Source organism: Promicromonospora sp. NPDC050249 (assembly GCF_040656015.1).
Taxonomy (GTDB): Bacteria; Actinomycetota; Actinomycetes; order Actinomycetales; family Cellulomonadaceae; genus Promicromonospora.
In genome coordinates this window covers 137,517-162,326 of the sequence record NZ_JBFAKY010000012.1, presented here as the reverse complement: position 1 = coordinate 162,326, position 24,810 = coordinate 137,517, and the positions used below count along the sequence as shown (strand labels likewise).

General features: G+C 72.4%; 27 protein-coding genes. 12 read left to right on the top strand and 15 right to left on the bottom strand.

Features of this window, described 5'->3' with window-relative positions; translation table 11 throughout:
- Window positions 1-89: 89 nt before the first annotated feature.
- Both AB0I32_RS12420 and AB0I32_RS12415 read right to left on the bottom strand, forming a co-directional pair.
- Window positions 90-581, bottom strand: coding sequence for a DUF5959 family protein (locus AB0I32_RS12420; RefSeq protein WP_357506275.1), 492 nt, complete (start codon window positions 579-581; stop codon window positions 90-92).
- 35 nt (window positions 582-616) lie between these two features.
- Window positions 617-1,072, bottom strand: a complete 456-nt coding sequence (locus AB0I32_RS12415; protein ID WP_357506273.1) for a nitroreductase/quinone reductase family protein — start codon at window positions 1,070-1,072, stop codon at window positions 617-619.
- A 107-nt stretch (window positions 1,073-1,179) separates the two neighbouring features.
- On the opposite strand from AB0I32_RS12415, the gene AB0I32_RS12410 reads away from it, so the two are divergent.
- The gene (locus AB0I32_RS12410) at window positions 1,180-1,572 is read left to right on the top strand and encodes a VOC family protein (protein ID WP_357506271.1); all 393 of its coding nucleotides are present in this window, start codon (window positions 1,180-1,182) and stop codon (window positions 1,570-1,572) included.
- A gap of 52 nt (window positions 1,573-1,624) precedes the next feature.
- Here the strand turns inward: AB0I32_RS12410 and AB0I32_RS12405 are convergent, their stop codons facing one another.
- Both AB0I32_RS12405 and AB0I32_RS12400 read right to left on the bottom strand, forming a co-directional pair.
- Window positions 1,625-2,551, bottom strand: coding sequence for a M23 family metallopeptidase (locus AB0I32_RS12405; protein WP_357506269.1), 927 nt, complete (start codon window positions 2,549-2,551; stop codon window positions 1,625-1,627).
- A 128-nt stretch (window positions 2,552-2,679) separates the two neighbouring features.
- A complete protein-coding gene (locus AB0I32_RS12400) occupies window positions 2,680-3,018 on the bottom strand; it encodes a PEP-utilizing enzyme (protein ID WP_357506267.1) in 339 nt (112 codons plus the stop codon).
- 66 nt (window positions 3,019-3,084) lie between these two features.
- Between AB0I32_RS12400 and AB0I32_RS12395 the strand changes: the two genes are divergently transcribed.
- Both AB0I32_RS12395 and AB0I32_RS12390 read left to right on the top strand, forming a co-directional pair.
- Window positions 3,085-3,732 carry a transcriptional regulator gene (locus AB0I32_RS12395; protein ID WP_357506265.1) on the top strand — a complete coding sequence of 216 codons (648 nt, stop codon included), beginning with the start codon at window positions 3,085-3,087 and terminating at the stop codon, window positions 3,730-3,732.
- Window positions 3,733-3,762: 30 nt separating this feature from the next.
- Entirely contained in the window at window positions 3,763-4,356 is a 594-nt protein-coding gene (locus AB0I32_RS12390; RefSeq protein WP_357506263.1) for a histidine phosphatase family protein, read from the top strand.
- 12 nt (window positions 4,357-4,368) lie between these two features.
- On the opposite strand, the gene AB0I32_RS12385 is transcribed toward AB0I32_RS12390, so the two are convergent.
- The 4 genes from AB0I32_RS12385 to AB0I32_RS12370 form a co-directional block, all read right to left on the bottom strand.
- Window positions 4,369-4,818: an NUDIX domain-containing protein gene (locus AB0I32_RS12385; protein WP_357506261.1), complete on the bottom strand. Its 450-nt coding sequence runs from the start codon at window positions 4,816-4,818 to the stop codon at window positions 4,369-4,371.
- 112 nt (window positions 4,819-4,930) lie between these two features.
- Window positions 4,931-5,572, bottom strand: coding sequence for a cation transporter (locus tag AB0I32_RS12380; RefSeq protein WP_357506259.1), 642 nt, complete (start codon window positions 5,570-5,572; stop codon window positions 4,931-4,933).
- A gap of 40 nt (window positions 5,573-5,612) precedes the next feature.
- Entirely contained in the window at window positions 5,613-6,434 is an 822-nt protein-coding gene (locus AB0I32_RS12375; RefSeq protein WP_357506257.1) for an ABC transporter permease, read from the bottom strand.
- Complete coding sequence (locus AB0I32_RS12370; RefSeq protein WP_357506255.1) at window positions 6,431-7,492, bottom strand: ATP-binding cassette domain-containing protein; 1,062 nt, start codon at window positions 7,490-7,492, stop codon at window positions 6,431-6,433. Before AB0I32_RS12370 ends, AB0I32_RS12375 begins: the two co-directional genes overlap by 4 nt.
- Window positions 7,493-7,608: 116 nt before the next feature.
- Here AB0I32_RS12370 and AB0I32_RS12365 point away from each other — a divergent pair, with 116 nt between their 5' ends.
- Together AB0I32_RS12365 and AB0I32_RS12360 are read left to right on the top strand one after the other, a co-directional pair.
- Window positions 7,609-8,625 carry a WYL domain-containing protein gene (locus AB0I32_RS12365; RefSeq protein ID WP_357506253.1) on the top strand — a complete coding sequence of 339 codons (1,017 nt, stop codon included), beginning with the start codon at window positions 7,609-7,611 and terminating at the stop codon, window positions 8,623-8,625.
- Between the two features lie 62 nt (window positions 8,626-8,687).
- A complete protein-coding gene (locus AB0I32_RS12360) occupies window positions 8,688-9,224 on the top strand; it encodes a hypothetical protein (RefSeq protein WP_357506251.1) in 537 nt (178 codons plus the stop codon).
- A gap of 28 nt (window positions 9,225-9,252) precedes the next feature.
- Here AB0I32_RS12360 and AB0I32_RS12355 read toward each other — a convergent pair whose 3' ends face one another.
- Complete coding sequence (locus AB0I32_RS12355; protein ID WP_116675017.1) at window positions 9,253-9,948, bottom strand: response regulator; 696 nt, start codon at window positions 9,946-9,948, stop codon at window positions 9,253-9,255.
- Window positions 9,945-11,660, bottom strand: coding sequence for an ATP-binding protein (locus AB0I32_RS12350; protein WP_357506249.1), 1,716 nt, complete (start codon window positions 11,658-11,660; stop codon window positions 9,945-9,947). The genes AB0I32_RS12355 and AB0I32_RS12350 overlap by 4 nt, the downstream gene beginning before the upstream one ends.
- A gap of 127 nt (window positions 11,661-11,787) precedes the next feature.
- Between AB0I32_RS12350 and AB0I32_RS12345 the strand changes: the two genes are divergently transcribed.
- The 5 genes from AB0I32_RS12345 (at window position 11,788) to AB0I32_RS12325 (ending at window position 16,723) form a co-directional block, all read left to right on the top strand.
- Window positions 11,788-13,200, top strand: coding sequence for a cation:dicarboxylase symporter family transporter (locus AB0I32_RS12345; RefSeq protein WP_357506247.1), 1,413 nt, complete (start codon window positions 11,788-11,790; stop codon window positions 13,198-13,200).
- A gap of 104 nt (window positions 13,201-13,304) precedes the next feature.
- Entirely contained in the window at window positions 13,305-14,258 is a 954-nt protein-coding gene (bla, locus tag AB0I32_RS12340) for a class A beta-lactamase (RefSeq protein ID WP_357506245.1), read from the top strand.
- A 112-nt stretch (window positions 14,259-14,370) separates the two neighbouring features.
- Window positions 14,371-15,111, top strand: a complete 741-nt coding sequence (locus AB0I32_RS12335; protein WP_357506243.1) for an SDR family oxidoreductase — start codon at window positions 14,371-14,373, stop codon at window positions 15,109-15,111.
- A complete protein-coding gene (locus AB0I32_RS12330) occupies window positions 15,108-16,031 on the top strand; it encodes an SDR family oxidoreductase (protein WP_357506241.1) in 924 nt (307 codons plus the stop codon). The genes AB0I32_RS12335 and AB0I32_RS12330 overlap by 4 nt, the downstream gene beginning before the upstream one ends.
- 65 nt (window positions 16,032-16,096) lie before the next feature.
- A complete protein-coding gene (locus AB0I32_RS12325; protein WP_357506240.1) occupies window positions 16,097-16,723 on the top strand; it encodes a TetR/AcrR family transcriptional regulator C-terminal ligand-binding domain-containing protein in 627 nt (208 codons plus the stop codon).
- Window positions 16,724-16,740: 17 nt separating this feature from the next.
- Here the strand turns inward: AB0I32_RS12325 and AB0I32_RS12320 are convergent, their stop codons facing one another.
- The 5 genes from AB0I32_RS12320 to AB0I32_RS12300 form a co-directional block, all read right to left on the bottom strand.
- On the bottom strand, window positions 16,741-17,949 hold the full coding sequence (locus AB0I32_RS12320; RefSeq protein ID WP_357506238.1) for an adenosylhomocysteinase: 1,209 nt from the start codon (window positions 17,947-17,949) through the stop codon (window positions 16,741-16,743).
- Window positions 17,950-18,216: 267 nt separating this feature from the next.
- On the bottom strand, window positions 18,217-19,545 hold the full coding sequence (locus tag AB0I32_RS12315) for an enolase C-terminal domain-like protein (protein WP_357506236.1): 1,329 nt from the start codon (window positions 19,543-19,545) through the stop codon (window positions 18,217-18,219).
- Window positions 19,542-21,134 (bottom strand): aldehyde dehydrogenase (NADP(+)), encoded by a 1,593-nt coding sequence (locus AB0I32_RS12310; protein ID WP_357506234.1) that lies wholly within the window; start codon window positions 21,132-21,134, stop codon window positions 19,542-19,544. Before AB0I32_RS12310 ends, AB0I32_RS12315 begins: the two co-directional genes overlap by 4 nt.
- Before the next feature lie 35 nt (window positions 21,135-21,169).
- The gene (gene kdgD / locus AB0I32_RS12305) at window positions 21,170-22,090 is read right to left on the bottom strand and encodes a 5-dehydro-4-deoxyglucarate dehydratase (RefSeq protein WP_357506232.1); all 921 of its coding nucleotides are present in this window, start codon (window positions 22,088-22,090) and stop codon (window positions 21,170-21,172) included.
- A gap of 142 nt (window positions 22,091-22,232) precedes the next feature.
- Window positions 22,233-23,117, bottom strand: coding sequence for a LysR family transcriptional regulator (locus tag AB0I32_RS12300; protein ID WP_357506230.1), 885 nt, complete (start codon window positions 23,115-23,117; stop codon window positions 22,233-22,235).
- A gap of 135 nt (window positions 23,118-23,252) precedes the next feature.
- Between AB0I32_RS12300 and AB0I32_RS12295 the strand changes: the two genes are divergently transcribed.
- The gene (locus AB0I32_RS12295; RefSeq protein ID WP_357506228.1) at window positions 23,253-24,272 is read left to right on the top strand and encodes a tripartite tricarboxylate transporter substrate binding protein; all 1,020 of its coding nucleotides are present in this window, start codon (window positions 23,253-23,255) and stop codon (window positions 24,270-24,272) included.
- A 6-nt stretch (window positions 24,273-24,278) separates the two neighbouring features.
- On the top strand, window positions 24,279-24,788 hold the full coding sequence (locus tag AB0I32_RS12290; RefSeq protein ID WP_357506226.1) for a tripartite tricarboxylate transporter TctB family protein: 510 nt from the start codon (window positions 24,279-24,281) through the stop codon (window positions 24,786-24,788).
- The last annotated feature ends 22 nt before the right edge of the window (window positions 24,789-24,810 follow it).

The following is a 24,810-nucleotide window of genomic DNA, read 5'->3' as shown; positions in this document are numbered from 1 at the left end:
TGCTGGAGCGCGCCCGAGGGAAGGCTGGGAGTGTCCTGGGGCGGCCGGAGAGCTCAGCCGACCGAGCCCGGAGATGGTGACGGCGTGCGTCATGCGTTCGACACTTCCGACCGCGGCGGTGACCGGCGCTCGAACACCTCATAGACCCGCTCGAGGCGGTGATAGGCGTCGTCGAACCACTCGTCGGACACCGGCACGGCGGTCGTCACCTCGGTGAGCAGGCCCATCCGGTCGCGGACGGAGACGATGAGGAGGTCGTCGCCCTCCCAGCGGAGGTGCACCTCGTCCGCCCTCAGGTTCTCGCGCCAGGCGACGTCGTATCCCATGTCCAGTGAGTCGAGCACCTTCTGCCAGGCGTCCACGTCCTCGCTGCTGACGAAGGTCGGCAGAATGCCCCGGACGCCTCGCCCGGCGGACAGGCTCCCGCAGTCGATCTCGAACGTGCCCCGTGCCTGAACGGCGGTGCCGTCGTGCCGGTGGTCCAGCGAGTCGAGGCGGAGCGACACGGTGTTCCCGTCGCCCTCGAAACGGAAGAGCTCGCACGGGAGCTTCGCGAGCCGGACCGCATCCTGTGATGTCACGCGCGCGAGTCAACCACGGTCGGGCCGGACACGGTTCAGGTGGTGGGCGTCAGCTTGATGACGGGGAGCTTCCGGTCAGTGGTCTGCTCGTACTTGCGGAAGTTGTCCGCCGCGGCCTTGATCTGCTGCCAGGCCTGCTCGCGCTCGGCACCCTGCAGCTCCTCGGCGGTCACGGCCACCTTGCGGCCGGCCTGCTCGACGGTCACCTGGTCGGGGTGGGCGGCGAGGTTGAGGTACCAGGCGGGGTTGGCCGGTGCGCCGTTGGCCGACGCGACGACGAGCCAGCTGCCGTCGGGGCCCGGGAACCACGCGAGCGGCGTCTGGCGCTCCTGCCCGCTCTTGCGGCCGACGGTGGTCAGGACCAGGAGGTTCATCCCCATGGTCTTTCCCTCGGTGCGCCGGGCGCGGCCCATGATCAGCCGGTTCATCCAGCGGAACGAGCGGCCGGGCTGCTTGGCGCCGCGGGTGCCAGTGGGGTGCGTGAAGCTCATGGTGGGTGCCTTCCCGGCAGACGACTGTCGTGGCCACAGATGGTTCGCACCACCGACTATAGGGGCGTGCGCGGGGCCTGGGGTGCGGCACGGCCTAGGATCTTCGGGTGCTGCGACTCTCCGATGTCACCTACCTCGTCCTCGACCACGACGAGGCGATCACGTTCTTCGTCGACGCCCTCGGGTTCGCCGTCCGGGAGGACGCGACCAACGAGTCCGGCCGACGCCGGGTCGTCGTCGGCCCGGTGGACGGCGGGACCGGGTTCGTGCTCGCCGTGACGGACTCCGTTGACGCTGCGGGCGCCGTCGGGCGGCAGGCCGGCGGGAAGGTCGCGTTCTTCCTGGAGACCGACGACTTCGCCGCGCAGCACGCGCGGATGACGGCGGCCGGCGTGCGCTTCCGCGAGGAGCCCCGCCACGAGGTCTACGGGACGGTGGCGGTCTTCGAGGACCTGTACGGCATGCCGTGGGACCTGATCCAGCCGCCTGCGCAGGGCTGACGCGCGCCCTGCGCAGGCGGAAGGGTCGGTGCGGGCGGAGCGGGCGCAAGGATCAGTCGCAGTGCTCGAACGGGCTGGTGTAGCTGGTGCTGCCCACCGAGCCGCCCCACTTGACGCAGGTGCCGGGTGCGGACCGCTTGACCGGGCCCGCGTAGTACGAGTAGCTGCCGGAGTCGGTGGTGCGTGACGAGCCCTCCGGCTCCAGGAAGGCCGATACCGCGCTCGGTGTGCCGAGGTTCGTCGACTTCAGGGTGGCCACGCAGTTGGCGCCGGTGCCGGAGTTGTACAGCAGGTAGGTCCGGCCGACGGTGCCGAGCGCTGCCTGGTCGATCACCGAGAAGCCGCTGCCACAGACCTCGGTGGGGGTGTACGGGTTGGTCGCGCCGCCGCATGCGCTGGTGCTCGTGACCGCCTTCTTCTGGCCGACGGAGACGGTCACGCCCTCCACGGTCGGGGTGGTGTCGACGACGCCGGACGAGTTGCGCTGCTCGTAGTGCAGGTGCGGTGCCTCCGAGCCGCCGGTGGACCCGACCGTCCCGATGACCGTGCCCTGGCTGACCGACATGGTCTGGCCGGGGTTGCGGACCATCGTGGCCAGGTGCGCGTAGCGGGTGCGGGTGCCGTCGCCGTGCACGATCTGCACCCACTTGCCGTAGCTGGTGCTGCCCTCGTCGTCGAAGGTCGCGGTGCCTGCGGCGGTGGCCCGGACGGTCTCGCCGTTGATGGCGTCGCCGGCGTAGCTCTGCCAGTCGATGGAGCCGTTGGGGTTGTGGCCACCGCTCCAGTTGTTGGCGTAGAAGGTCTTGCCGCAGCTGAACGGTGACTTGTGCGCGGTCGCGAGCAGGCCGGCGTCGGATGCCGCCGGTGCCGCCGCTGCCGCGGGTGCGGTGACGAGTGTGAACGCGGCCAGGGCGGCGAGCGCCCAGCGCCTGGTACGTCCGAGGGAGGTGGTTCGGCGGAACGGGGAGGTGACTGACATGGTGCTCTCCATCCAGGTGGTCCGACTCTTGGTCTGACGCTGGAAGGCTGGCACGTCCGGTATGCGCTGCCCATGGGTAGGGCTCCCCTGGACGGCGCCCGTTCCGGTCTGCTGTGCGCGGCGGCGAGTCAGGCGGCGGTGACTCGCCCGGCCCCGCCGTCGACGGTGACGGTGGCGCCGTCGCGCAGGGTGGTCATGGCACCGGGGACCGCGAGCACCGCCGGGATGCCGTACTCGCGGGCCACTATCGCCGCGTGCGAGAGCACGCCGCCGGTCTCGGTGACGACGGCGGCGACGACGCCGAACAGGGCGGTCCAGGCCGGCTCCGTGAACCGGCACACGAGGACGTCGCCAGGCAGGACCCGCCCGAAGTCGTCAGGGCCGTGCACCACGCGTGCCGGGCCGGACGCGCGCCCCGGGCTACCCGGTGTCCCCGTGATGGTCGTGGGGGCGGAACTGTCCGACATGTCTTCCTCCCTGGGCGTACCTGCCTGCGTTGACATCGGCCACCAGGAGGATGCACGGTGAAAAATATGACGCACAACCCGGTGCTCGGCCGATCCTCTCAGCCCGAGCTGCTCGTCCTCCACTCGGTCCGGATCCAGGGCATGGCCGACGACGACGCCGTCGCCGTGCGGTTCGGCCTCGACGAGGCGGACACCCGCGAGACGCTGCTCGACGACGAGGCCTACGGCTGGATCAGGAAGGCCGCGTTCGGCGCCACCGCGGGCTGGTCCATGACCGACCGTGGCCGGGCCGAGGACGACCGCCGGCTGGCCGAGGAGCTCGCCGACTCGGGCGGCCGACCCGTCGTCGAGCAGGTGCACGAGGCGTTCGGGCCGCTGAACGCTCGCCTGCTGCAGGCATGCACGGACTGGCAGCTGCGCCCGGAGGACGGCGACCGGCTCAGCGTGAACACCCACACCGACCCGGCGTGGGACGCGGCGGTGCTCGCGGAGCTCGAGGCGCTGGACGACGAGCTGGCCCCGCTGGTGCGTGAGCTGAGCTCGCGGCTCGCGCGGTTCGAGGGGTACGACGAGCGCTTCTCCACGGCGCTCGCGCACGCCCGGTCCGGGCGCGGCGAGTGGGTGGCCGGGACCGGCATCGAGTCGTGCCACGTCGTGTGGATGGAGCTGCACGAGGACCTGATCTCGACCCTCGGGATCCAGCGGGACGCGTGACAGCATCGGCCGGGCGATAGGTTCGTGCGCATGGCGACCAGACATCTCTACCTGGCCAGGCACGGCGCGGCGGACGCGTTCGGCGAGCTCACCGACGTCGGGCGTCGGCAGGCAGGCCTCCTGGGCGAGCGGCTCGCCGGGCTGCCGGTCGACGCCGTCTGGCACTCGCCGCTGCCCCGGGCGGCGGCGAGCGCACGGGTGATCGGCGAGCACCTGCCGGGCGTTCCCGTCGCGGAGGCCGCTGAGCTCGTCGACCACGTCCCGTACGTCCCCGCCGCCGCCGACCTGCCGCCGGCCTGGGCCGGGTTCTTCGACGGGTTCGACGACGCCGAGCGCGCCCCGGGGGAGCGGCTCGCCGCGGCGCTCGTCGACCGGTTCGCGAGGCCCGCCGAGTCCGAGACGCACGAGGTGCTGGTGACCCACGCGTTCCAGGTGGCCTGGCTGCTGCGGCACGCGCTGGACGCGCCGCCCGCCCGGTGGCTCGGGCTGAACAGCGGCAACACGGCGCTGACGGTCATCGAGTACCGGGAGAGCCTGCCGCCGGGGGTGGTGCTGTTCAACGACATGGGTCACCTCCCGCAGGACCTGCGCTGGACGGGGTTCCCGCCGTCGGCCCGGCCCTGACGGGCAGGCCGCCTAGCTGATGAGGCCCGCCCAGCGGCGGGACAGGTCGACCAGCGGGACTCGGTCCAGCGCGTCGATCTCCTCGGGCGTGTGCCAGGCGACGCCGTCGGTGGAGCCGTCCTCCTCGACGCGCAGCTCGCCGCCGATGATGTGCGCGCGGTACACGATCCGCAGGGCCTGCACGGGGCGTTCCGACGGGCGCACGCGTTCTGCCGCAGGGATCACGAAGCTGTCGACGCCGAGCAGGCCGTCCAGCTCGACGTGGTAGCCGGTCTCCTCGAAGACCTCCCGGACGGCCGCGTCGGCGGGGTCCTCGCCCGGGTCGAGGCCGCCGCCGGGCATGGTCCAGCCGCTGTGCGCGTGCTCGCTCCAGTGGGGCAGGAGCATGCGGCCCTCGTTGTCGGTGATGACGGCATAGGCGGCGACCCGCAGGTCGATCGAGGCATCGATGCTGGTGAACATGCCCCCATCCTCCCGCCCGCCGCCCGTTGAGTGCTGGGTATCTGTCCTCCGAAACCGATTCAGCAGAACAAATATCCAGCACTCAGCGGGACGGGGGTGGGGGATGGGTGGGTCAGTCGATCTTTTCGCCGTTCAGGGCCTTCGCGGCCAGGCGTTCCTCCTCGCTGACCTCCCACACCTCGTGCGCCGCGTGCAGCGCCAGCAGGATGATCGCGCAGCCGAGGACCAGGTCGGGCCACCCGGAGCCGGTCCGGACGGTGACCAGGCCCATGGCGATCACCGCGACGTTGACCAGCACGTCGTTCCGGGCGGAGAGGAACGCCGCGCGCCCGAGCGCGCCGCCGCCGTGGTGCACCCGGGCCAGCAGCCAGGCGCTGGTCCCGTTGACGGCGATCGCCCCGAGGGAGGCCAGGACGAGCGGCACGACGTCGGGCGCCGTCGGACCCGCGAACCGCTGCGCCGCCTCCCAGGCCGCCACCGCGGCCGGGACCAGGATGATCAGCGCCATGGCCTTGCCCATCACCGCCCGCCGCGCCAGCGGCCAGCTGAGCGCGACGAGGATGAGCACGTTGATCGCCGTGTCCTCGAGGAAGTCGACGCTGTCGGCCAGCAGCGAGACCGATCCGGCGGCGAGCGCCACGGAGAACTCGACGAAGAAGTAGGCGAGGTTGAGCGCCGCGACGACGGCCACGGTCCGGCGCAGCCGGGCGGCGTGCGGATCTGTGGCGGGGCGGGCGTCCTGGCTGTCGGTCACGGTCACCCATTGTCCGTGCCGGAACACCCGCCCCGTGCGCTCAGTCCGCCGAGCGGATCATCGCGCGGACGCCCACCACCAGGCCCAGCGCGGCCGTCGCGAGCGCAGCCACCCAGCCCCAGGCGACCGTCGAGGACAGGAGGTCGCCGGCGAAGGCGGCCCGGCCCGAGTCGACGACGTAGCGCAGCGGGTTCAGGGCCGACGCCGCCCGCATCCACGCCGGGCCGTTCTCCAGGGGCAGCAGCATCCCCGACAGCATCATGACCGGGAACAGGAACGTCTGCTGCACGACCCAGAACATCCACTCCTGCTTGCGCACCGCGAGCGCCAGCGCGTATGACAGCGAGCCGACGCCGATGCCGAGCACCGCGAGCTGTACCAGCGTGAGCACCGTCCCGAGTCCGTCCGGGCGCAGGCCGAACGGCAGCATGACCAGCACGACGATCGCCGACTGGACGACGATCGGCACCATCTCCTTCAGGGCCCGCCCCACGAGCTGCGCCGGGCGGGACAGCGGGGTGACGAGCATGCGCTCGTGCACGCCCGACGAGAGGTCGAGCTGGAGGTTGGAGCCCGTCACCGACGTGCCGAACAGCGTGGTCATCGCCAGCACGGCGGGCACGAACCACAGCCAGACGTCGCCGCCGAGCGCCTCACCGGCCGACCCGGCAAGGAGCGGTCCGAACAGCCCGAGGAAGACCAGCGGCTGCACGAGGCCGAAGACCAGCGAGAACGGGTCGCGCACCACGGGCTGGAGCTCGCGGACCAGCACGATCCGGGTGTCGCGCAGGAAGCTGCGGCGGGGGAGCGGCCGGGCGGTGCCGGAGGCGGTGGTGCCGGGGGTCAGGGTCGCGGCGCTCATGCCAGGACCTCCTTCTTGTTGATGCTGGCCGAGGGGGTGGTTTCGACGGTCTCGGCCAGCGGGGTGTCGGCGGGCTCGCCCGTCGAGCTCTCCCGGAGGCTGCGGCCGGTGAGGTTCAGGAAGACGTCGTCGAGCGTGGGCCGTGTGACGTCCACGCGGCTGACCGAGACGCCAGCGGCGTCCGCCGCGCGGAGCAGACCCGGTGTGGCACCGGGTCCGTCGGCGGTGCGGATCTCGACCGTCCTCGCCCCGCCCGCCGCGCCGGCCTCGACCCGTACCGAACGTGTGCCGGGCGCCCGCTCCGCGATGGCGGCCAGCGCCGCCGCGTGCTCGGCCGCCACACCGAGGGTGACGAGGTCGCCCGCGAGCTCGGCCTTCAGCGCGTCGGCGGTCGCGTCAGCGATGACCTGCCCGTGGTCCACCACGATCACGCGCTCGGCGAACGTGTCCGCCTCGTCGAGATAGTGCGTGGTGAGCACGATGGTCATGGGCTCGGCCGCAGCGGTGCGCATGCGGAGGATGTGCTCCCACAGGTTCGCGCGGTTGTGCGGGTCCAGGCCCGTCGACGGCTCGTCGAGGAACAGCAGCGACGGCTGGTGGACCAGACCGACGGCCACGTCGAGGCGGCGCTTCTGCCCGCCCGACAGGCTCTCGATCTTGCGGTCCGCCTGCTCGGTCAGGTCCAGGGCCTCGACCAGCTCCGCGGCGCGGCTCCGGGCCGTCCGCCGGTCCAGGCCGTAGATCTCGCCCTGGGTGACCAGCTCGTCGCGGACGAGCTGGGACGCCCCGCCGGCACCGCCCTGACCGACGTAGCCGATGGCGGCGCGGACGCGGTCGGGCCGGGTGGCGACGTCGTACCCGGCGACCTGTGCGGTGCCCGACGTCGGCGGGATGAGCGTCGTCAGCATGCGCAGCGTGGTGGTCTTGCCCGCGCCGTTGGGGCCGAGCACGGCCACCAGCTCGCCGGGCTCGACGTCGAGCGAGATGCCGCGCACGGCGTGCACTGTGCGAGTACGGCTCACCACGAAGTCCTTGGTGAGCGCTTGGGTGCGGATCACGATGTCTCCTTCTTGCTCTCTGGCGTGCGGTCTGGTTCTTCCTGCCTGGCTACGTGTCCCACTCTCTCGGTAGTAGCGGTCAGGTTCTGACCTCTACCCCGTGCGATGCTGAACTCATGCTCGAGACCTCCGGACGCCTCCTCGCCCTCCTGTCGCTCCTCCAGGCCCGCCGGGACTGGCCGGGTGCGCTCCTGGCCGACCGGCTGAACGTGAGTCCGCGCACCGTGCGGCGCGACGTCGACCGCCTGCGCGAGCTGGGCTACCCCGTCAACGCCACCAAGGGGCCGGACGGCGGCTACCGCCTGGACGCGGGCGCCGAGCTCCCGCCGCTGCTCTTCGACGACGACCAGGCGGTCGCCGTCGCGATCGCGCTCCGCACCGGAACCATCCCCGGGGCCGAGGAGGGAGCGATGAGGGCCCTGGCCACCATCCGGCAGGTCATGCCCGCGCGGCTCCGGGCCCGGCTGGACGCGCTGGAGGTGACCACCGTGCGGCGTCGGCGGGCCGGAGCGGCCGGGGATGCCGAGCCGGTGGTCGACCCCGACCTGCTCCTCTCCCTGGGCTCGGCGTGCCAGGCCCGCGAGGTGGTGCGCTTCGACTACGAGGGCGGCACGATGGCCGCGATCGGTGAGGGGGACAACGCGTTCCGGCCCCCGCGCCGGGTCGAGCCGCACCACCTCGTGACGTCCGACGGGCGCTGGTACCTCGTGGCGTTCGACCTCGACCGCGACGACTGGCGCATGTTCCGGGTGGACCGGATGCGGCTCCGCACCGGGACCGGGCCGCGGTTCACGTTCCGGGAGGTGCCCGGCGGGGACGTGGCGACCTTCGTCGGCTCCCGGATCAGCGGGTCGCCGTCACCGATCCACGGCGAGGCGGTGCTCCACGCACGGGCCACCGACATCGCTCAGTGGGTGGGCGGCCAGGGCCTGTGCGAACCCCTGCCGGACGTCGACGGCGAGCCTCGCTGCCGCGTGGGACTGGGTTCGTGGTCGTGGGGCGGTCTGGCCGCGCGGTTCGGCGCCTTCGACGTGCCGTTCGAGGTGGAGGGTCCGCCCGAGCTGGTGGCGGCGACCCGCGAGCTGGCCGGCCGGTACCGCGCCTCGCTGCCGGACGACGTCCACAGCCAGTAGGTTGTGCGGGTTCCCAGAAACGGACACAGCAGACACAGACCAGCAGACAAGAGAGCGTGCGCATGACGAATCTGTCCGACTTCAGCGACGACGAGCTGGGCCAGATCCTGGACGCCCCCGGCGCGGTGCTGAAGGGTGCCACCCTGGCGGACGGCCGGCCCGGAGCGATCCGGTTCATCCGGGAGACCGCTACCGGCGCCAAGGTGTTCCGGGAGGCGCAGCAGCACGAGAACGACTTCATCCAGTCGGTGGCGCTCGCGCTGCGGGACAGGATCAAGGACGAGGAGGAGGCGGCCGAGCAGTCCCCGGCCGCCAAGGTGGGCACGCCGGAGGGCGTCGCCGTGCCGGAGGACCCGCGCCCGGACCCGGAGCGCGACACGGCGAAGGCCGTCGAGCTGACCGCGGCCTCGATAGCGGTGCTGCGGGAGCGGGCGGACCGCGAGGACCTCGTCGCGTACGGCGACTGGCTGCTCCGGATCGCCACGGAGGTCGTCAAGGCCACCAAGTCGAAGGAGGGCGGCTTCTTCAGCAAGCGCCTCGCGGTCAGCGAGGGCGAGCAGGACTACCTCGACCGGCTGACGGCGGCGATCGGCCGCTGAGCAGCGCCCGGGGCGGCGCCCGGCCGGCTCAGGCCGGGCGCTCCCGGGCGTACTCGAGCTCGGGCCGCCCGCGTGCCCCGTACCGGGGCGCCCGGGACGCGACACCGGCGTCGGCGAGGAACTCCAGGTAGCGACGTGCGGTGATGCGCGCGAGGTGGAGCTCGTCCGCCACCTCGCTCGCCGACAGCGCGCCGGGCCGCCGGGCCAGCAGGTCGGACACCGCGTCCAGGGTGTCCTGCGACAGCCCCTTCGGCAGCCCCGCGGCGTTGGAGGTCCGCAGTGCCGCGAACGCCGTGTCCACCTCACGCTGGCTGAGCGTGGAGACCGGCGAGCGCATCTGCTCGAAGTACTTGCGGTACGCGCCGAGCTTCTCGGCGAACAGCCCGAACACGAACGGCTTGATCAGGTACTGCACGACGCCGATGGCGACCGCCTCGCGCACCGTCTCGAGCTCGCGGGCCGCCGTCACCGCGATGACGTCCACGACGAGGCCCGCCGCGCGCAGCTGCCGGCACAGGACCAGGCCGTGCAGGTCCGGCAGGTTCATGTCGAGCAGGAGCAGGTGCACCTCCTCGCCCGTGGCCTGGGCGTCGCGCAGCGCGCGCACGGTCTCGCTCGCGGTGTGCACCACGCCGGCCAGCTCGAAGCCCTCGACCCGGCGCACGTACTCGCCGTGCGCCTCCGCCGTGCGGTGGTCGTCCTCCACCACCAGTACCCGGATCATGCGCCGCCCACCTGTGCCCCGGCGGTGCCCGTCGCCCGTACCCGCGGCGCGACGGCGGCCGGACGGGGCAGCGTGACCGTGAAGACCGCCCCGGCGCTCGTGCCGGTGCTGGTGCCAGTGCCCTGCGAGACCTCGATGTCGCCGCCGAGGCTCTCCACCACCTGGCGCACGAGCGCGAGCCCGTAGCCCCGCCCGCCCGCCGTCGTGTCCTTGGTGCTCCAGCCGCGCTCGAAGATGCGGTCGCGGTCCGCGTCGGCGATCCCGCTCCCGCTGTCGGAGACCTGGAAGACCAGCGAACCGTCGTCGCCGTTGGCGAGGTACACCTCGACCCACGCCTCGGGGGCCGGCTCCGTGGTGTCGTCCAGGGCGCGGGCCGCCGCGGCGTCTATGGCGTTGTCGATCAGGTTGCCCAGGATCGTGACGACGTCGACCGGCTCCAGCCAGTGCGTACCCGGTGCGAGGTGCGTCTCGAAGTGCATCTCCACCGCCCGTTCGCGCGCCTGCGCCGCCTTGCCCAGCACGAGCGCGGCGATGACGGGCTCCTCGATCGCCTGCACCACGCGGTCCGTGAGCCGCTGGCCGAGGTCGCGCTCGCTCGCGACGAAGCGCAGCGCCTCGTCGCTGCGGCCCAGCTCGATGAGGGTGGCGATGGTGTGCAGGCGGTTGCTGAAGTCGTGGGTCTGGGCGCGCAGCGCGTCCGAGATGGTGCGTACCGACGACAGCTCGCCGGTGATCCGCTGCAGCTCCGTGCGGTCGCGCAGGGAGATGACCTCGCCGACGTTCCGGCCCGACGCCGCCGCGGTGTCGCGGCCCACCAGCAGCACCCGGTCGCCCACCCGGACCGGCCCTTCCGGCGTGCCGCCGCAGAGCACGTCGCGGACGGCGGGGGACAGCCGGGGATCGGCGACGGCGAACGGGGCGGCGAGGTCGGGCACGCCGAGCAGGCGCAGCGCCTCGTCGTTGGCGAGCACCACCGTGCCGTCCTCGACGAGCAGCATGCCCTCCTCCACCGAGTGCAGCACCGCCTCGTGCGCGGTGAAGAGATGGGCCAGCTCGTCCGGGCCCTTGCTCTCCGTGATCCGGTCCAGGCGCCGCGCGAGCAGTGCCGCGGCGACGGCACCCGCGCCGAACGCCAGGAGCGTCCCGATACCGACGATCACCAGGCGCGGGACGATGCTGTCCCACAGCCGGTCGAGCGTCACCCCTGCCGACACCATGCCGACGACCTCGCCGTCGGCCGTCAGCACCGGGACGACCGCGCGGACCGACGGGCCGAGCGTGCCGTCGTAGACCTCCGTGAACGTCTTGCCGCGCAGGGCCGGAGCGGTGCTGCCCACGAACGCGCGGCCGATCTGCCACTCGTTGCGGTGGGTGTACCGGGTCCGGTCGGTGTCCATGACGGTGAGGTAGTCGATCTCCGTCGCCTCCATCACCCGTTCGGCATACGGCTGCAGCACGCCCGACGCCTCGGCCACCGAGCCCGCCCGGTCGGTGGCGGCGTCCGCGTGCGCCTCGGCGACCGTGTCGATCACCAGCGACTCCGCGGCCACCGTGGCCGCGAGGTCGGTGCTCTCCTTCGCCGCGTGCGTCTGCGCCGTGGACCGGGCGTCGAGCACCAGGAGCCCGAAGACGACTATCGCGCCGACGAACAGCAGCGTCGTGTGCACCGCGAGGAACCACCTCGCGATACTCGCACCCCGTCGCTGCGCCACGGACCCATTGTGGCCCCCGGGAGCCCCGAGCCCGACCAGGTGAGAACACTATGTACGCAATGGCGGGATTCACCGTTCCTCCCAGCACTCTTGCAGCTGACCACACAGCGTTGTGAGAGGAAAAACCATGGCGGTAACGAAGCCCGCCGGCACCGGGAGCACCCCGCGCCGCCGGCTCGACAAGAGTCACTACCTGTACATCGCGGTGATCGTCGCCGTCGTGGCCGGCGTCATCGTGGGCCTTGCGTCCCCCGACACCGGAGTGGCGCTGAAGCCGCTCGGCACCGGGTTCGTGTCCCTGATCAAGATGATGATCTCGCCGGTGATCTTCTGCACCATCGTGCTGGGCATCGGATCCATCGCGAAGGCCGCGACGGTCGGCCGGGTCGGCGGCCTCGCGCTCCTCTACTTCCTCGCCATGTCGACCTTCGCGCTCGTGATCGGCCTCGTCGTCGGCAACCTGCTGCACCCCGGCGAGGGCCTGTCCATCGCCGGCACCACCTACGAGGCGGAGGGCGAGGCGTCGACCCTCACCGAGTTCGTGCTCGGCATCATCCCCACCACGCTCGTCTCGCCGCTCAGCGGCGAGTCCGTGCTGCAGACCCTGTTCGTGGCGCTGCTCGTCGGGTTCGCCATCCAGCAGCTCGGCGCTCGCGGCAAGCCCGCCCTCGACGCGGTCCGGCTGATCCAGGGGATCGTCTTCCGGGTCCTGACGATGATCCTGTGGGTCGCGCCGGTCGGCGCGTTCGGCGCCATCGCGGCGGTCGTCGGCGAGACCGGCTGGGGCGCCGTCGTCCAGCTCGGCACGCTGATGCTCGGGTTCTACGTGACCTGCATCCTGTTCATCGTGCTCGTGCTCGGCACCGTGCTGCGGCTCGTGTCCGGCGTGAACATCTTCCTGCTCATGAAGTACCTGGCGCGCGAGTACCTGCTGATCGTCAGCACCTCCTCGTCCGAGGCGGCCCTGCCGCGCCTGATCTCCAAGATGGAGCACCTCGGCGTGTCCAAGCCGGTGGTCGGCATCACGGTGCCGACCGGGTACTCGTTCAACCTGGACGGCACCGCGATCTACCTGACCATGGCGTCGCTGTTCATCGCCTCCGCCATGGGGACGCCGCTGTCGATCCCCGAGCAGGTCGGCATGCTCGCCTTCATGATCATCGCGTCCAAGGGCGCCGCTGGTGTCACCGGCGCGGGTCTGGCGACCCTCGCCGGCGGTCTGCAGACCTACCGCCCCGACCTGGTCGACGGCGTGGGGATCATCGTCGGCATCGACCGCTTCATGTCCGAGGCCCGTGCCCTGACCAACTTCACCGGCAACGCCGTCGCGACGGTGGTCATCGGCACCTGGACCAAGGAGATCGACCGCGAGCGGGTTTCCCAGGTGCTCGCGGGCGACCTCCCGTTCGACGAGAGCGCCATGGACGACCCGCACGGCGCCCCGGCCGACAGCGACTCCGACAACGACTCCGCCGGCGACAACGCCGACGGGCGAGCGAACGGCTCCCGGCAGAAGGCGGTCGAGCCGGCCACGGTCTGAGACCGCGGACATGACCGACGGCGGTCCGGGCACTCTGGGGGTGCCTGGACCGCCGTCAGCTTTTTCGCACTGACGGCGGCGGCGGGGAGCAGCAGACTGGTCGCATGCCTCGGAACCTGCGACGGCCGGCGCTCCTGTTCGCCTCGGCCGCACTCGTCCTGACCGCCTGCACGCCTGGTGACGTCGAGCCCGCGGCGAGCCCGACGCCCTCTGGCCCGACCATGAGCGAGAAGACGGTCGCGCCGTCGCCTGTGGCCGACCCGGCCGGCGGACCGGACGTCGCCGCGGAGATCGGCCGCCTCGAGAAGAAGTACGACGCGGTGGTGGGGCTGTACGCGGTGGACACCGGCAACGGCGCGGAGGTGGCCCACCGCGCGGACGACCGGTTCGCGTACGCCTCGACGTTCAAGGCGCTGGCGGCGGCCGCTGTGCTGGAGCGCAGCAGCCCTGAAGAGCTCGAGCAGGTCGTCATGTACGACGCCGACGACCTCCAGGCGCACTCGCCGGTGGCGGAGCGGCACCTCGGCGAGGGCATGACGATGCACCAGATCATCGACGCAGCGATACGGGAGAGCGACAACACGGCGGGCAACCTGCTCCTCGACGCGCTGGGCGGTCCGCCCGGCCTCGCGGACGCGCTGCGCGCGATCGGCGACGAGACCACGAAGCCTGCGCGCTACGAGCCCGAGCTCAACGACGTCGCCCCCGGGGAGGAGCGCGACACCAGCACGGCCCGGGCGCTCGCCCACGACCTGCGTGCCTACGGCCTGGGCGACGTGCTCGACGACGACGCCAGGGCGATCCTCGTCGAGGCGCTGCGCGGCAGCGTCACCGGCCCCGGGACCATCCGCGCCGGGGTGTCGGACGGCTGGGCGGTCGGCAACAAGACCGGCACCTCGGGGCGCGGCGGCCGGAACGACATCGGCCTGCTCTGGCCGCCCGATCGCGAGCCGGTGGTGCTCGCGGTCCTGACCCGGACCGAGGACCCCGAGGCGGAGCCCGACGACGCCCTCCTGGCGGAGGTGACGACGGTGGCCGTCGAGGCCCTCGGCGGCTGAGCCCTCGGGCGGTCTGTGGTCTGCGCCACACTCTGCGCACAGATATGGACGCGGCGTACACATCTGTGGTTATATGAACGCACAGTCCACATCGGAACCTCAGGAGGATGCCATGAGCACCACCAGCACCACTCGGGTCGCCCTCGTCACCGGCGGCTCCGGCGGCATCGGCCGCGCCGTCGTCGAGCGGCTCGCTGCGGACGGCTTCGCCGTCGCCGTCCACTACGCGGGCAACCAGGCCAGGGCCGAGGAGGTCGTCGCGGGCGTCACCGCGTCGGGCGGGCAGGCGATCGCCGTCGGCGGCGACGTCGCGGACGAGGAGGCCATGGCCGCCGCGTTCGACGCGACGGAGGTGGCGTTCGGCGGGATCGACGTGGTGGTGAACACCGCCGGGATCATGATCCTCGGCCCGGTCGCGAGCTTCGACCTGGCCGACCTCGACCGGATGCACCGCACCAACATCCGCGGCTCGTTCGTCGTCGCGCAGCAGGCGGCCCGCCGGGTCCGGCCGGGCGGCGCGATCATCGGCTTCTCCACGAGCCAGACCCGCCTGCAGCACCCCACCTACGCGCCGTACGCGGCGTCCAAGGCTGCCGTCGAGGCCCTGACCCTGGTGCTCGCGCGCGAGCTGCGGGGCAAGGACATCACCGTGAACGCCGTCGCCCCCGGGCCGACCGCCACGCCGCTGTTCCTCGACGGCAAGGACGAGGAGACCATCGGCAGGCTCGCGGGCCTCGCGCCCCTGGAGCGGCTCGGCACCCCGTACGACGTCGCCGAGACCGTCGCATTCCTGGCCGGCCCCGCCCGCTGGGTCAACGGGCAGACCGTCTACGTCAACGGAGGCATCGCATGAGCAACGTCGTCAGCAACGTCATCGTCATCACCGGGGCGTCCTCCGGATTCGGCGCCCTCACCGCCCGCGCGCTGGCGGACGCGGGCGACACCGTCTACGCGGGCATGCGCCAGACCGAGGGCCGTAACGCGCCGCAGGCCGAAGCCGCGCAGGCCTACGCCGCCGAGCACGGGGTGGACCTGCGGGCCGTCGAGCTCGACGTGAACTCCCAGGACTCCATCGACCGCGCTGTGGAGCGGATCCAGGCGGAGCACGGCCGCATCGACGTGCTGGTCCACAACGCGGGGCACATGGTCGTCGGGCCGGCCGAGGCGTTCACGCCCGAGCAGCTCGCGGAGCTGTACGACATCAACGTGCTCTCCACCCAGCGCGTGAACCGGGCGGTCCTGCCCGGCATGCGCAACCGCGGGCAGGGGCTCGTGGTCTGGGTGTCGAGCTCCAGCGTCAAGGGCGGCACCCCGCCCTACCTCGCCCCGTACTTCGCCGCGAAGGCGGGTATGGACTCCCTCGCGGTCTCGTACGCCGCCGAGCTGGCCCGCTGGGGCGTCGAGACGTCGATAGTGGTGCCCGGCTCGTTCACCAGCGGCACCAACCACTTCGCGCACGCCGGCCACCCGGCCGACGCCGACGTCGAGGCCGCGTACGAGACCCGGTACGCCGGCCTCATGGACCAGGTGGCCGAGAAGCTCGCGGCCCTGGCGCCCGAGGGTGCGGACGCCTCGCTGGTCTCCGACGAGATCGCCCGCATCGTCGCCCTGCCCGTCGGGCAGCGGCCGTACCGGGTGCACATCGACCCGGTCGACGACGGCTCGGAGGCCGTCTCCGACCTCGCCGACCGCACCCGCCGCGACTTCCTCGGCCGGGTCGGCCTGGACGACCTGCTCACGGTCGGCGCCGGGCCGGGCAGCGAGCGCCCGTAGTGGTCGCCAGACCTAGACTGGCTGGCGCTGACCAGGACCCGGTCGTCCAGCCAGGAGGAGCACACGTGGAGAACGAGGCGACGGCGACCGCCGTCGAGGAGCCTGGTGCACGCAGCCGGCGGCGGGGGCGGCGGCCGGCCGACGAGGTACGGGGCGACGTGCTGCGGACCGTGGGGGAGCTGCTGCTCAGCGAGGGCATCGCCGACCTGACGTTCGAGCGGGTCGCGCGGCTGTCCGGCGTCAGCAAGACCACGCTGTACAAGTGGTGGCCCTCCAGGGGGGCGCTGGCGCTCGACGGATACTTCCACGCGGTCCAGGAGACGCTCGCCTTCCCGGACACGGGCGACATCCGCGCCGACCTCCTGGACCAGCTCCACGCGTTCGTCCGCCTGATGACCACGACGCCGGGGGGCCGGATCCTCGCGGAGCTGGTCGGCGAGTCCCAGACGGACAAGGACCTCGCGACCGCGTACCGGACCCTCTACTCCTCCGGGCGGCGCACGCTGGCGGGGGAGCGGCTGGCGCGGGCCCAGGAGCAGGGGCAGCTGCGGGACGACGTCGACGTGCAGGTGGTCGTCGACCAGCTCTGGGGCGCCGTCTACCACCGCCTCCTGATCCCGGACGAGCCGATCACGGACAGCTTCGTCGAGGCGCTGGTCAGCAACCTGCTGGGCGGGATCGCCACGAGGTAGCGATCCCGCCCAGCCGGTTACCGCCGTCCGGACAGCAGCACGACCAGGGACGTGGCCAGCACGCGGTCGACCGGCTCGGGCACGGCGGACACCCCCGCCGGCCCGGCCTGTCCGGCCACGATCGCGGCCAGGCTGCGGGCCTGGAGCGCGAAGCCGAGGTCCATCGCCTGGATCGGGTTGCCCGACGCCGCGGTGAGGTTGAGCATGTGCGTGTCGTGCAGGAGCACGATCTCGCGCCCGTCCCGCAGGCGGTACAGGACGCGGGCGTCCCGGTCCTGTCCGGCGGCGGAGAGCCGGGCGGTCTCGGCCGTCGCGGCGGCCAGCGCCGCTCGGTCGATCTCCCGGCCCTCGTGGCCGACGCCGGCCAGCACCGCGCCGTCGCGCAGGTGCTCGAGCTCCGCGGTGCCGATCACGTCGCGCGCGCCGGTCGCGAGGAACACGATGTCGCAGGCTGCGAGCAGGTCCGGCAGGTCCGCGACCTCGTGACCCCGCAGGAGGGCGTCGAGCGCGCGGAACGGGTCGAGCTCGGCGACCGTGACCCGGGCGCCGAGTGCGCGGAGCGTGTCCGCGACACCCTTGCCGCACGGACCGTAGCCGACGACGCCGGCGCGGGCGCCGGGCACCATGAGGTTGGTGGCGTTCATGAAGCCCTGCACGATGCTCTGGCCTACGCCGAACTCGTTCTCGACCAGCAGCTTGAGCCTGCTGTCGTTGATGACGACCACCGGGAAGCCGGGCGGTGAGGGGAGCTGCCGCAGGCGGAGGCCGCCCGTCGTCGTCTCCTCCGTGGCCCCGAGGAACCGGGGCGAGCGCGGGGCGCCCTGGGTCAGGCGGGTGATGAGGTCGCCGCCGTTGTCGAGGATCAGGTCAGGTTCTGCCGCGAGGATCTGCTCCAGGTGCCCGGCGCGCTGGGCCGGGGTGTCGTCCCGGGCGCCCAGGACGGTGGCGCCGAGGTCCCGGAGCGCCTCGACGGTGTCCGGCACGGTGGTGCCGATGTTGCCCGTGATCGTGACGCGTGCACCCGCAGCGAGCAGCCGACGGCACAGCACGGCGGTCTTGGGCTCCACGTGGATGGAGACGCCCAGATGGAGGCCGTCGAACAGGTGCCCGACGTCGGCGAAGCTCGCGTCGAGCAGCGGCATGTGCCGCGCGGCCCAGTCGATCGCCGGGTGGCCGGTCTGGGGCAGGACAGATGGCAGGACGGAGGACAGGTCGGAAGAGCGCATGGTGGTTCCCTGGTGGTCGTGACGGGCGGACGGCGGTGCGCCGGCACGACGATGTGCGGGCGCGGGCGTTCCGTCACTCAGGGATGCAGCTCGCGGCGGTCCTCGTCCGCGCCGTACAGCGGGGCGCGACGACGCGAGCACGTCGTCTCCATGCTGTCGCTCTCGGCTGCGGTCCGGGGCACCCCTCGAATCTAGCAGTGCTGAGTGCTGGGTACTTGTGGGTCTCGGGCCCGAAAGTGCACAAATACCCAGCACTCAACGGGGCAGTCAACGGACCAGGCACGGGCGTTTCGGGTCGAACTCCCATCCTGGGACCAGGTACTGCATGGCCAGCGCGTCGTCGCGGGCGCCCAAGCCGTGCTCCAGGTACAGCTCGTGCGCGGCGGCCAGGCGCTCGCGGTCGAGCTCGACGCCGAGGCCCGGCGTCGTCGGCACCGCGATGGCGCCGTCGCGGATCTGGGGCGGCGCCGTCGTCAGGCCCTGCCCGTCCTGCCAGATCCAGTGGGTGTCCAGCGCGGTGATCGTGCCGGGCGCGGCCGCGCCGACGTGCGTGAACATCGCCAGCGACACGTCGAAGTGGTTGTTCGAGTGCGACCCCCAGGTCAGGCCGAACTCGTGGCAGAGCTGCGCTACGCGCACGGAGCCGGCCATGGTCCAGAAGTGTGGGTCGGCCAGCGGGATGTCGACGGCGCCCGCGCGCACGGCGTGCGCCATCTCGCGCCAGTCCGTCGCGATCATGTTGGTCGCGGTCGGCAGGCCGGTGGCCCGGCGGAACTCCGCCATGACCTCCCGGCCGGAGAACCGGCCCTCGGCGCCGCACGGGTCCTCCGCGTAGGCGACGACGCCGCGCATGCGCCTGCCCAGCCGGATCGCCTCGGCGAGCGGCCAGCCGCCGTTCGGGTCGAGCGTGATCCGGGCGTCGGGGAACCGCTCCTTGAGCGCCACGACGGCGTCGACCTCCAGGTCGCCCGCCTGCACGCCGCCCTTGAGCTTGAAGTCGGTGAAGCCGTACCGCTCCTGGGCAGCCTCGGCCAGCCGCACGACGGCGTCGGGCGTCAGGGCCTGCTCCCGGCGCAGCCGGCCCCACGCGTCCAACTCGTCGTCCCCGCGCAGGTACGGCAGGTCGGTGGCACCCGGGTCGCCCACGTAGAAGAGGTAGCCGAGCATCGGCACGTTATCGCGCTGGACGCCGTCACCCAGCAGCTCGGCGACCGGCACACCGAGGTCCTGGCCGTGCAGGTCCAGCAGCGCGGACTCCAGGGCCGTGACGGCGTGCACGGTGGTGCGCAGGTCGAACGTCTGCAGGCCGCGCCCGCTCGCGTCGCGGTCGGCGAACGCGGCGGAGACGGTGCGCAGCAGGCTGCGGTACCGGGCCACCGGCTGCCCGGCGACGAGCCGCCCCGCCTCCTCGATGGTCGCCCGGATCTTCTCCCCGCCGGGCACCTCGCCCAGCCCGGTGCGGCCGTCGGAGTCGGTGACGATCGCGAGGTTCCGCGTGAAGAACGGGGCGTGTGCGCCGGACAGGTTGAGCAGCATCGAGTCGTGGCCCGCGACGGGCACCACCTCGACGCGGGCGATGGTGGGGTGGGCGCTCACTGCGCAGCCTCCAGCACGCCGTCGACCCGCCGCGTCAGGTGCCACGGGTTGTCCGGCCGGACCGGCTCGGGCAGCAGGTACTCCGGCAGGTTCTGGTAGGCGACGGGGCGCAGGAACCGTTCGATCGCGAGCGTCCCCACGGACGTGCTGCGGGAGTCCGACGTCGCGGGGAACGGCCCGCCGTGCACCATCGCGTGCCCCACCTCGACGCCGGTCGGCCAGCCGTTGGCGAGGATGCGGCCCGCCTTCCGCTCCAGGACGGGCAGCAGCGCCGTGGCGGTCTCCCGGTCGTCCTCGGTCAGGTGCAGCGTCACGGTGAGCTGACCCTCCAGCCGCTCGACGGCGGCGAGCAGCTCGCCGGCGTCGGCGTACCGGACCACCAGCGACGCGGCGCCGAAGATCTCGGCCTGCAGCACCGGGTTGCTCAGCAGCGTCGGGACGGCGCTCGCGAACACGGCCGGTGCGGGCGCGTTCTGGGTGCCGCCCGGAGAGCCCGCCCCGACCAGGCGTACGCCGTCCTGCGCGGCCAGCGTGTCCACGCCCTGCTGCCAGGCCTCGGCGATGCCGGCCGTCAGCATGGTCTGCCCGGCGGCAGCGGCGGCGGCGCGCCCCGCGGCCTCGACGAACGCGTCGCCGCGCTCGCCGTCCGGCACGAAGACGAGCCCGGGCGCGGTGCAGAGCTGGCCCGACGAACCCGTCACCGACGTGAGGTACGCGGCGGCGAGAGAGTCGACGTCGCCGGCCAGGGCGCCGTCGAGCAGGATCGTCGGGTTGATCGAGCTCATCTCGGCGTAGACGGGGATCGGCACGGGTCGGGCCGCGGCCGCCGCGACGAGCGCGAGGCCGCCGCCGCGGGAGCCGGTGAAGCCGACGGCCTGGATCGCGGGGTCCGTCACGAGAGCCTTGCCCACGGCGTTGCCCGGCCCGTAGACCAGCGAGAACACGCCCGGGTGCAGGCCGCACGCCGCGACGGCGTCGGCCACCGCGCGGCCCACGAGCTCCGCGGTGCCGGGGTGCGCGTTGTGCGCCTTGACGACCACCGGGCAGCCCGCGGCGAGCGCCGAGGCGGTGTCGCCGCCCGCGGTCGAGAAGGCGAGCGGGAAGTTGCTCGCGCCGAACACGGCGACGGGGCCGAGCGGCACCTTGCGCTGCCGGATGTCGGCGCGGGGCAGGGGAGTGCGGTCGGGCAGGGCCGGGTCGATCCGCACGCCTCGGTGGTCGCCCTGGCGCACCACCTGCGCGAACAGGCGGAGCTGGCCGGTGGTCCGGGCGACCTCCCCGGTCAGGCGGGCCGCCGGGAGGCCGGTCTCCTGCATGGCGCGCGCGACGACGTCGGGCCCGACGGCGTCGATGTTGTCCGCGATCTGCTCCAGGAACCGGGCGTGCGGCTCCGGGGCGAGCGTGGAGAAGGAGGCGAAGGCCTCCTGCGCGGCGGCGGTCGCCCGGGCGACCTGGGCGTCGTCGAGCAGCGAGTAGGCGGGCTCGAGGGCCTGCGCCGTCGCCGGGTCCTGGCCGGCGAAGGTGCCGGCAGCGCCCGCCAGGGGTGCGCCGGCGACTATCGAGTGTCCGGTGAGCTCGGTGGTGGTCATGGTTTCTCTCCCGTGCTGTTTCAGCTGACTGTGCGTCAGCGGACGCCGGCGTCGTCGATCAGGGTGCCCAGGTCCTTCAGGTCCCGGTCGGTCAGGTCCTGCAGGGGCGGGCGGACGCTGCCCATGTCCCGGCCGACCGCCTTCAGGCCACCCTTGACTATCGATACCCCGTACCCCTTGGCGCGGTCGCGGATGTCGAGGTAGGGCAGCACGAACCGGCGCAGCTTCTCGGTCACGGCCGCGTGGTCCTGGGCCCGCACGTCCCGGTAGAAGTCCAGGGCGAACTCGGGCACGAAGTTGTACATCGCCGAGGAGTAGGTGCTCATGCCGAGCTGGAGCAGCGGCAGCGCGAAGGTCTCCGCGGTGGGCAGCCCGCCGAGGTAGAAGAGCCGGTCACCGTTCGTGGCGTAGACACGGGTGAGCTGCTCGATGTCGCCGATCGCATCCTTGAAACCGATGAAGTTGGGGTGCCGCTCGGCCAGCCGGGCGACGGTCTGCGCGGAGTACACGGCGTTGCCGCGGTTGTAGACGATCACGCCGAGGCTCGTCGAGGCGCACACCGCGGAGGCATGCTCCAGGAGCCCGTCCTGGTCGCACTCGGTCAGGTACGGCGGCAGGAGCAGGATCCCCTCCGCGCCGGCGGCCTCGGCGGCCCGCGAGTTCTGGATCGCCTGGGCGGTGTTGCCGCCCGCGCTGCCGAGCACGGGGGTGCGTCCGGCCGCGGTCTCGACGGCGAGCCGCACCACGCGGGCCGTCTCCTCGGGGGTCAGGCTGAAGCCCTCACCCGTGCCGCCGGCGGCGAACAGGCCGCCGATCTCGAAGCTCGACTGCCAGTCGATGTGCTCGCGGTACCGCTCCTCGTCGATCTCCCCGGACCCGGTGAACGGGGTGACGGGGAACGAGAGCAGCCCGTCCTTGAGGGCGACGGCGAGCTCCTGGGGTGCGTACGTGGCCAAGGGGGCCCCTCCTGATGACAGACGTCGGCGATGGCGTGCTGGTCGCCAACCTAGGAATCTCGAACGATGCCTGTCCAAGCCCCATCGTGCATCGGCTGATACCCCAACAACATCACTCACCCTCTCAGCACTGGGCGAGGGGTCAGTCGTGGGGCGGGTGGAGGAAGGTCAGGAAGCTGTGGAGGGCCGGGTTCTTCGAGGTTCGGTTCCAGATGGCGTGCAGCTCGACGACGCCGTGCGGCACGTCGCCCAGCTCGACGAACGTGACCCCCGACAGGCCGAGGAGCCGGGCCGACTCGGGGACGAAGGCGACCCCGCGGCCCGCGGCGACCAGGGAGCACATGGTCAGGATCTGGCTGACGACGTGCACGACGTTCGCGTGCTCGACGTCGATGTACCGCACCACCATGTCGTAGAAGTAGCGGGCCTTGGTGGGGTGGTGCCCGATCAGCGCCTGGTCGCGCAGGTCGCCGACGACGACGGGCCGGTCCAGCCGGGTGAACGGGTGCCCGTGCGGCACGGCCAGGACGAGGTCCTCCGAGAGGAGCAGGCGCGAGTCGAAGCTCTCCTGGTCGAACGGTGGCCGGCCGAGGGCGAGGTCCAGCTCGCCGCGCCGGATCGCCTCGATCTGCTCGATCGTGACCAGCTCCTGGAGGTCGAGGTCGACGTCGGGCATGAACTCGGCGATCTCCTGGACGAGGGTGCCGAGCAGGCTGAACCCGGACGCCGCGGTGAATCCAAGGCGCAGCACGCCCGCCCTGCCCGCGGCGATCTTCCGGGCGAGCGCGGGGGCGGCGTCGGCGGCGGTGAGGAGGCGGCGGGCCTCCTCCAGGAAGACGGCGCCCGCCGTCGTCAGCTCGACGTGCCGGTTGTCCCGCTCCAGGAGCGGCACCCCCACCGCGCGTTCGAGCTTCTGGATCTGGCGGCTCAGCGGGGGCTGGGTCATGTTCAGCCGCTCCGCGGCGCGGCCGAAGTGGAGCTCCTCCGCGACGGCCTGGAAGCAGCGGACCTGATCGAGGGTGTACACGATGCCTTCCGAGAATCAAGCAATGCAGTAAGAGGCTTAGACAGGCATCGTAGGGCGTTCCTATGCTCGACGACCGACCGGGATATGCCTTTTCGATCTGATCCCTGTACCCATCTCAATGAGGAGAGAGCTGCGATGACAACTCCTGCCCACAGGACCCCGCGCACCCGCAGGGCCGTCCTCGGAGCCGGCGCGGCGTTCGCCGCCCTGACCCTCGCCGCCTGCGGCGGGAACGTGGGCGGCGGGGGAGACGCCGACGGCGCCGACTTCCCGACCGGGCCCGTGACCATCACCGTGGGCCAGGATGCCGGGGGCTCGACCGACCTGATCGCCCGCGCCGTGGCCGAGGGCATGGCCGAGGACCTCGGCGTCTCCGTGCCCGTGGTCAACCGGGCCGGCGCCAACGGCGCGCTCGCGACCGAGGAGGTCGCGGCCAAGCCTGCCGACGGCCACGAGCTGATCCTGCTCAACGCCTCCCTCATCACGATCACGCCGCTGGCGGTGTCCGAGGACGAGGCGGTGAGCCTGGACGACCTCGAGGTGCTCAAGGGCCTGTCGCAGGACGACTACGTGCTGCTCGCCAGTGCCGAGTCCGGCTTCGAGACCTTCGACGACCTGAAGGAGGCCTCCGGCGACGTCACCTACGGCACCACGGGTGTGGGCACCGGCTCGCAGCTCGCGCAGGCGGTCCTGTTCGCGCAGGCCGAGGTCGAAGGCACCGCCGTCCCGTTCGACTCCGGCTCGCCCGCGCTGACCGCCGTCGTCGGAGACCAGGTCCAGGTGGCCACCGTGCAGCTCGGCGAGGCCAAGCCGCAGATCGACGCCGGCAAGGTGGTGCCGCTGCTGGCCTTCTCGGCCGAGCGCAACCAGTTCCTCCCGGACGTGCCCACCGCCGTCGAGGAGGGGTACGACGTGCCCGTCTCGCAGTACCGTGCCGTCGCCGCCCCGAAGGGCCTGCCCGAGGACGTCAAGACCCGGCTCGTGGAGTCGATAGACGCCGCCATCGCGACCGACACATACCAGGAGTTCAACGAGAACAACCTGCTCACGCCGCACGAGATCTCGGGCGAAGAGGTCACCGCGGAGTGGACGGAGCTCGCCGAGAAGTACAAGGCGCTCACCGACGAGTACGACATCAGCCTCGCGGAAGGCTGACCGGTCGTGGAGAGTCCAGCCGTGACGGCCGCCGAGCCGGTCGAGCCCTTCGAGCCCGTGGACGACGTCGCGCCGCCCGCTGCCGGCCCGGTCGCCAACCTGGCCGCGTGCCTGGTGACCGCCGGCGTCGGCGTGGCGGGAGCCGTGGCGGCGGTGGCCCTGGGACTCGGCACGCCGTCGCGGCCCGGTGCCGGGCTCTGGCCGCTCGCGGTCAGTGTCGCGATCGTCGTGCTGTCTCTCGCCCAGATCGTCGTCGGACGGCGGGGCGGCGACGGCGAGAAGTTCTCCCGGTACTCGTGGCTCTCGCTGGCCGGCCTCGCGACGCTCCTGGGGCTCGTGGCCCTGCTGCCGGTGATCGGGTTCGAGATCCCCGCGCTGCTGCTGAGCCTCGTCTGGATGAAGTTCCTCGGCGGCGAGTCCTGGCGCTCCGCCGTCCTGTACTCGGTGCTCGTCGTCGGCGCGCTCTACGCGGTCTTCGTCGGCGCGCTCGGCACGAACGTCCCGCACCTCTTCTGACCTGACTGCCCACTCGATCTGA

Excerpts from the sequence above, each read along its gene's own strand:
- AB0I32_RS12415 (WP_357506273.1), bottom strand. The coding sequence starts at position 1,072 with ATGAGCTTCACGCACCCCACTGGCACCCGCGGCGCCAAGCAGCCCGGC.
- AB0I32_RS12405 (WP_357506269.1), bottom strand. The coding sequence starts at position 2,551 with ATGTCAGTCACCTCCCCGTTCCGCCGAACCACCTCCCTCGGACGTACC.
- AB0I32_RS12400 (WP_357506267.1), bottom strand. The coding sequence starts at position 3,018 with ATGTCGGACAGTTCCGCCCCCACGACCATCACGGGGACACCGGGTAGC.
- AB0I32_RS12395 (WP_357506265.1), top strand. The coding sequence starts at position 3,085 with ATGACGCACAACCCGGTGCTCGGCCGATCCTCTCAGCCCGAGCTGCTC.
- AB0I32_RS12390 (WP_357506263.1), top strand. The coding sequence starts at position 3,763 with ATGGCGACCAGACATCTCTACCTGGCCAGGCACGGCGCGGCGGACGCG.
- AB0I32_RS12385 (WP_357506261.1), bottom strand. The coding sequence starts at position 4,818 with ATGTTCACCAGCATCGATGCCTCGATCGACCTGCGGGTCGCCGCCTAT.
- AB0I32_RS12375 (WP_357506257.1), bottom strand. The coding sequence starts at position 6,434 with ATGAGCGCCGCGACCCTGACCCCCGGCACCACCGCCTCCGGCACCGCC.
- AB0I32_RS12365 (WP_357506253.1), top strand. The coding sequence starts at position 7,609 with ATGCTCGAGACCTCCGGACGCCTCCTCGCCCTCCTGTCGCTCCTCCAG.
- AB0I32_RS12360 (WP_357506251.1), top strand. The coding sequence starts at position 8,688 with ATGACGAATCTGTCCGACTTCAGCGACGACGAGCTGGGCCAGATCCTG.
- AB0I32_RS12355 (WP_116675017.1), bottom strand. The coding sequence starts at position 9,948 with ATGATCCGGGTACTGGTGGTGGAGGACGACCACCGCACGGCGGAGGCG.
- AB0I32_RS12345 (WP_357506247.1), top strand. The coding sequence starts at position 11,788 with ATGGCGGTAACGAAGCCCGCCGGCACCGGGAGCACCCCGCGCCGCCGG.
- bla (WP_357506245.1), top strand. The coding sequence starts at position 13,305 with ATGCCTCGGAACCTGCGACGGCCGGCGCTCCTGTTCGCCTCGGCCGCA.
- AB0I32_RS12335 (WP_357506243.1), top strand. The coding sequence starts at position 14,371 with ATGAGCACCACCAGCACCACTCGGGTCGCCCTCGTCACCGGCGGCTCC.
- AB0I32_RS12330 (WP_357506241.1), top strand. The coding sequence starts at position 15,108 with ATGAGCAACGTCGTCAGCAACGTCATCGTCATCACCGGGGCGTCCTCC.
- AB0I32_RS12320 (WP_357506238.1), bottom strand. The coding sequence starts at position 17,949 with ATGCGCTCTTCCGACCTGTCCTCCGTCCTGCCATCTGTCCTGCCCCAG.
- AB0I32_RS12310 (WP_357506234.1), bottom strand. The coding sequence starts at position 21,134 with ATGACCACCACCGAGCTCACCGGACACTCGATAGTCGCCGGCGCACCC.
- AB0I32_RS12295 (WP_357506228.1), top strand. The coding sequence starts at position 23,253 with ATGACAACTCCTGCCCACAGGACCCCGCGCACCCGCAGGGCCGTCCTC.